This window comes from Paenibacillus sp. P4_A7 (genome assembly GCF_056402455.1).
The window spans coordinates 1-5,456 of the sequence record NZ_JBFUHJ010000386.1 but is presented as its reverse complement, the minus strand read 5'-3'; the positions used below and the strand labels follow the sequence as shown (position 1 = coordinate 5,456).

Annotated in this window: 5 protein-coding genes, 1 tRNA gene and 2 rRNA genes; 6 read left to right on the top strand and 2 right to left on the bottom strand. The window is 42.8% G+C overall.

The features are described from left to right. The 4 genes from AC1DWN_RS26930 to AC1DWN_RS26915 all read left to right on the top strand — a co-directional run. A 23S ribosomal RNA gene (locus tag AC1DWN_RS26930) occupies positions 1-224 on the top strand; the annotation flags it as partial. 112 nt (positions 225-336) lie between these two features. After that, positions 337-412 (top strand) — tRNA-Lys (locus tag AC1DWN_RS26925). Between the two features lie 216 nt (positions 413-628). Further along, complete coding sequence (locus tag AC1DWN_RS26920) at positions 629-2,152, top strand: beta/alpha barrel domain-containing protein (RefSeq protein WP_477561966.1); 1,524 nt, start codon at positions 629-631, stop codon at positions 2,150-2,152. Further along, the gene (locus AC1DWN_RS26915) at positions 2,122-2,565 is read left to right on the top strand and encodes a hypothetical protein (RefSeq protein WP_477561965.1); all 444 of its coding nucleotides are present in this window, start codon (positions 2,122-2,124) and stop codon (positions 2,563-2,565) included. Before AC1DWN_RS26920 ends, AC1DWN_RS26915 begins: the two co-directional genes overlap by 31 nt. A gap of 53 nt (positions 2,566-2,618) precedes the next feature. On the opposite strand, the gene AC1DWN_RS26910 is transcribed toward AC1DWN_RS26915, so the two are convergent. Together AC1DWN_RS26910 and AC1DWN_RS26905 are read right to left on the bottom strand one after the other, a co-directional pair. Next, positions 2,619-3,824: a stalk domain-containing protein gene (locus tag AC1DWN_RS26910; RefSeq protein WP_477561964.1), complete on the bottom strand. Its 1,206-nt coding sequence runs from the start codon at positions 3,822-3,824 to the stop codon at positions 2,619-2,621. Further along, complete coding sequence (locus AC1DWN_RS26905) at positions 3,825-4,073, bottom strand: hypothetical protein (RefSeq protein WP_477561963.1); 249 nt, start codon at positions 4,071-4,073, stop codon at positions 3,825-3,827. Positions 4,074-4,475: 402 nt separating this feature from the next. Here AC1DWN_RS26905 and AC1DWN_RS26900 point away from each other — a divergent pair, with 402 nt between their 5' ends. Together AC1DWN_RS26900 and AC1DWN_RS26895 are read left to right on the top strand one after the other, a co-directional pair. Further along, positions 4,476-4,724 carry a DUF3934 family protein gene (locus tag AC1DWN_RS26900; protein ID WP_477561962.1) on the top strand — a complete coding sequence of 83 codons (249 nt, stop codon included), beginning with the start codon at positions 4,476-4,478 and terminating at the stop codon, positions 4,722-4,724. Positions 4,725-5,052: 328 nt separating this feature from the next. Beyond that, a 16S ribosomal RNA gene (locus tag AC1DWN_RS26895) occupies positions 5,053-5,456 on the top strand; the annotation flags it as partial.

Genomic DNA, 5,456 nt, shown 5'->3' with positions numbered 1-5,456 from the left:
GGGATGGACGTACCGCTGGTGTACCAGTTGTTCCGCCAGGAGCACCGCTGGGTAGCCAAGTACGGACGGGATAAGCGCTGAAAGCATCTAAGCGTGAAGCCCCCCTCAAGATGAGATTTCCCAGTATGTAAGACCCCTTGAAGACGACGAGGTTGATAGGTTCGGGGTGGAAGCGCAGCAATGCGTGGAGCTGACGAATACTAATCGGTCGAGGGCTTATCCTAAAAWAAGGTTTGCATGGACCCATACATCCGGCAAACAAACAGCTAAGGTTCAGTGAAACAACTTTCGTATCCAGTTTTGAAGGTGTAAATTTATCATCTTTGAACTTTCCATGAGTCATTAGCTCAGTTGGTAGAGCACCTGACTTTTAATCAGGGTGTCGTAGGTTCGAATCCTACATGACTCACCATTTTTTATCTATGAATTACATATCCAATTCTCCTTGGAAAACAAGTTTTTTCAAGGGTTGAATATAGATTGCACCTTTTCATGTCCTTGTAGGATATTGATTAGGTGCTTTTTTGCATATAATGGATTTTTATATAGAATGTTTTTCTTAGATGATCTACTTACTCCGCTCAATTTGGTATAATATTCCTATACTAATGAGTTAAGGAGAACTATCATGCCGGATTGGTCTTATCAAACTTTATTTCGACCTTTATTGTTTCGGCTCCCTGCTAGGCTTAGCAGGTCATTAACGTTACAATCCATTGGTTTATTAAGCAGATTGCCAAGTGGATCCTTTGTTATTCGAACGCTTGGACATATGGAGCTGTCACCACTGCTTGAACGAAGTATAACCGGTATATCTGTTCATTCACCGATTGGCTTGTCAGGTAGCGTTGATCCGCAAGGAACTGCTCATAGAGCATTAGCCCAGTTCGGCTTTGGTTTTATCGAGCAAGGTCCGGTTACAGTCAATCCGATTCGAATGCAAGCACGAATTGAAAATGACTCAGCAGTGGAAACCATTCGATATCCTTCTTATTTTGAGAACGTAGGTGTAGAACGAGTAGCTGAACGTATGAAAAAGCCGGGACACCAGCTGCCGCAATTTGTTCGAATTACACCGATGCCGGATTCCTCTCCTAAGCAGGCGTTACAGGAATTCAGGACAATGATATCGAAGCTTGAATTATCTGGAGCAGCTGCGGGCTTCTATATAGATATTTTTAGCGGGTCAAGGGATTTGGAAAGTTCTCTTGCTATTTTAAAAGGAATACATACATTAAAGAATTTCCGAAACATAACAGAAAGGCCCTTTTTCTTATATGTACCAACCGAATTCCCGAATGATAAGCTAATTGCGTTATTAAATAAACAAGATGCTTCCATATGGAGCGGTGTAGTAATTGGTGAGGCTATTCGTGATGGCGACTGTGAAGAAGTGCGAGTCGGCAGAGATAGCAAGCCACCTACATTAGATAAAATAAGAAGTCTCCGTAGTCATTTTCCTACTTCTTTAATAATTAAAGCAGGCGGTGGAGTACATGAACCACAAGATGCTCTCGATCTTATGCAAGCGGGAGCCAATTACGTCATGCTGCACAGCGGATTGGTTTATGCTGGGCCAGGATTACCTAAACGTATCAATGAAGCGATTATTTACGAACAGGTTCGTCATACAGCTGAGCCGAATGTCCAACCATTTTGGAAGTATTGGGGTTATATGTGTCTGCTCGGAATAGGGATGATTGTTGGCGGCATCCTTGCTTGGATTATTGCCAAAACTACTGTTTTATTACCTTATGATCTTGATTTTTTGGGTATGACCGCGTCCGAGATTCACCTTGTGAACCATCGTATTCTGCATTTCATGTCTCATGATCGGATAACGTTGGCCGGGACAATGATCTCTATTGGCATTCTTTATTACCAATTAGCGAAGTATGGACTAAAGCACAACCAACATTGGGCGAAAACTGCCTTAATGACCTCTGGGATATTTGGTTTCTCGAGTTTCTTTCTATATCTGGGTTACGGCTACTTTGATCCACTGCATGCTTTAGCGGCGGCTGTTCTTTTTCATTATTCATTCTTTCTATGCGCAAAAAAGCAGATCAGCCAAATCGTAATTCCGTCAATCTACATAATGATAGGGTATGGCGCATTGCGATGTGGGGACAATTATGTTTTGTTGTGTTAGGATTTGCGCTAGCAATAGGCGGTATCACAATTGCTGCTGTTGGAGTGACTAATGTGTTCGTACAAACGGACCTCGTTTATCTAGAGATGACGCCAGCTGAGCTTAATGAAGTGAATCCCAACTTAATTCCATTAATCGCTCATGATAGGGCTGGATTTGGTGGTGCACTCTTATGCGATGCAATAGCGATTCTTATTATTGCTTTGTGGGGTATTGGACAAGGTGAGCGATGGGTGTGGTGGACTTTATTAATAGGAGGCGCTCCAGGCTTTTATGCTGGATTCAGCGTGCACTATGGAATTGGATATATCGACTATTGGCATCTATCGCCAGCAATATTTGCTTTACTGCTTTATGTTGTAGGAATCATTCTGCTTTATCCTTATCTTATGAGAAAGGATAAAGCAGCTTAAGGATGAAGCATTATCTATAACGTTTAAAAATAGCTAGTAACTCTTCTCATTCATTACGGACGCGTTGTAATAATGACAGTCTTACTGTTACTGTCCCATTCTACGTTTGCTCCCAACGATGCACTAATGAAGCGAACAGGTACGAGAGTGGAGCCGTTAACAATTGTCGGGGCAGCATCGAGGATGATCGATTCACCATTCACAAGTGCCGTTGTGCTCCCGACGACTAATACAATGCTGTTGCTTCCTTTTGAAGCTGTAATAGTGCGGGTATTGGAGTCCCAGTCTAATACAGCCCCGAGTCCATTAAATATGGCTCTTATTGGAACCATCGTACGGTTATTCTGTTTAATCGGTGGTTGTTTCAAACGTAATGTTTTGCCATCTATATCGACAAAAATAGGATCTTTCTCTATTAATTGAGAATCGTAGCTCTTAATTCCGACGGCCAACGTACGATCCCATTTTGTACCGTCGCCAGTAGCTCCAATACCCCATGACCATAAGGTTCCATCCGCACGTACAGCCATAGAGCGATATCCCGTACCATGTGCGGCGATTCGCTTTATTTTTTTTAATCCGATAACCTGGACGGGGATTTCGCTCGATTTATAAGAACCGATACCTAACTGGCCTCCGGGATTGTCACCACTGGCCCATACCGTACCATCCTTTTTTAATATAAGAGGGCCACTAGCTGAGGCTTGAATAGCTGCCGCATCGAACATTCCTGGAAGCATACTTGGTGCTGAATTATTATTAACAGAACTCCCATTAACTTTACCAATACCGCTAGAGCCCCAAAACCATATCGTACCATCTTTCTTCAAACCGTATGTATATTGCCCACCGACTGCAATTTGGACGATGTCCTCTATACCTTCTACTTGAACCATTCCATAATTGTAAGTCCACACCGTCCCGTCTTTCTTTAGCATCATAAAGTTTCCATAGCCAGCTGATAAGGAAATGATATCCGCAGCTTTAGGAAGTTGTATTGGAACTTCGGGGAAAAAGCCGCCCCAGACCCAAACCGTCCCGTCTTGTTTGACAGCGAAGCTGCTGGTCCAATCTGCATCGATCGCAATGACATCACGCAGCTGTTCGACTTGTTTTGGGGTTTCACGACTAACTTTGTTTCCATCGCCTAGTTGTCCATCAAGATTGCCGCCCCATGCCCAAACCGTTCCTTCGCTTGTTAGCGCTAGCGAGTGTGTCTGCCCACCCGCGGCAGCGACAGCATTTTTAATTATAGGCACTTACTTGGGAATAAGAGAATTAAGATTGGTTTCTGAGCCCAGCTCTCCACGATATGTAGTTGTGTTTCCCCAATTCCACACTGTTACATCATCCTTGATACCTATACTTTGACTGCTGCCTACAGCTATTTCCTTCCAGCGATTTTCTTCGGGAGGAAGTGTCTGAGCATGTACACTTGGTGGTTGATTGATGATGCCGAGAAGTAGAGTGAATGTAAGTATTGTAATAAAAATGTTTTTCTTTTTCATCTGGTGATCCTCCTTTATAAGATTGAATTGCACTGGTATGAAAAAAGATATGTGATTACTACTCGTATTTCCCCTGTTCCGTTAGTTTTAATTAATACATAAAATTACGGATTCAGACAATATTACCATAACGAAGACGGGGGAGAAGAGAATTTTTTTGAAATTGAACGAGTGGACAAGTATAAATTTGCTTGAATAAGGTAGTAATGATGAGAAATTACTTAGAAGGAATTAGCCTAAACTTAGCGATTTAGTGTACTATATATAGAGGCTATAAAAGCCGTAGTGGTTACGTTTGATGAAACTGTGTGCCAAACCAACGGGATTTGTTCCGCATAACTAGGATAAGGTATTCCATTTTACGAATAGTAATTCGGCTACAAAAAATAATGGAGTGATGATATGACTAAAGCTAAGGCAAAAGGCGGTACGGGCAGAGGCACGGGTAGTAAAGGCTGGACTCGATGGAAAAAGGGTGAGCAAAAAGCAGCTGCAGGGAAAGTGTTCAGCAGAAAAAAGTCTTCTAAAGGCGCGGAAGCGGATAAGAACGCAAGTGGTAGCACGAATAAAGGTGCAACTAGCGCCAAAGGTTCAACTCCTTTTAAAGGTAGAAGTGAAACTGGCGGAGTCAAAAGCAGGAGTTCAAAGTAACCCGCATATAAGGGGACTACTGTTTTGATAATAGATGCTTGAGCTGATTCAAAGCTTGGGCTTCTTTTTATTTTATGTATAAAATAGATGGATAAACACACTCTATATATAAGCGAATCACATGTTTAAAAAGAATTTTTAAAAAACACTTGCATTAATGGGCGGATACATGRTATATTCTTAKTCCGGSCAAGAAACACACCGGAACAAACGAGAAACAAACAAGAATAAGATTGCTCTTTGAAAACTGAACAACGAGTATTAAACTGCCCTAACGATCCTAACGGATCATTAGAAAAGCGATAAAAGATTGAGCAAGTCAAACACCAATTTGGAGAGTTTGATCCTGGCTCAGGACGAACGCTGGCGGCGTGCCTAATACATGCAAGTCGAGCGGATTTAATTGAAAGCTTGCTTTCAATTAAGTTAGCGGCGGACGGGTGAGTAACACGTGGGTAACCTGCCTTTAAGACTGGGATAACATTCGGAAACGRATGCTAATACCGGATAGGCGATTTGRTCGCATGATCGAATCGAGAAAGATGGAGCAATCTATCACTTAGAGATGGACCCGCGGCGCATTAGCTAGTTGGTGAGGTAACGGCTCACCAAGGCGACGATGCGTAGCCGACCTGAGAGGGTGATCGGCCACACTGGGACTGAGACACGGCCCAGACTCCTACGGGAGGCAGCAGTAGGGAATCTTCCGCCTTCCGCAATGGACGAAAGTCT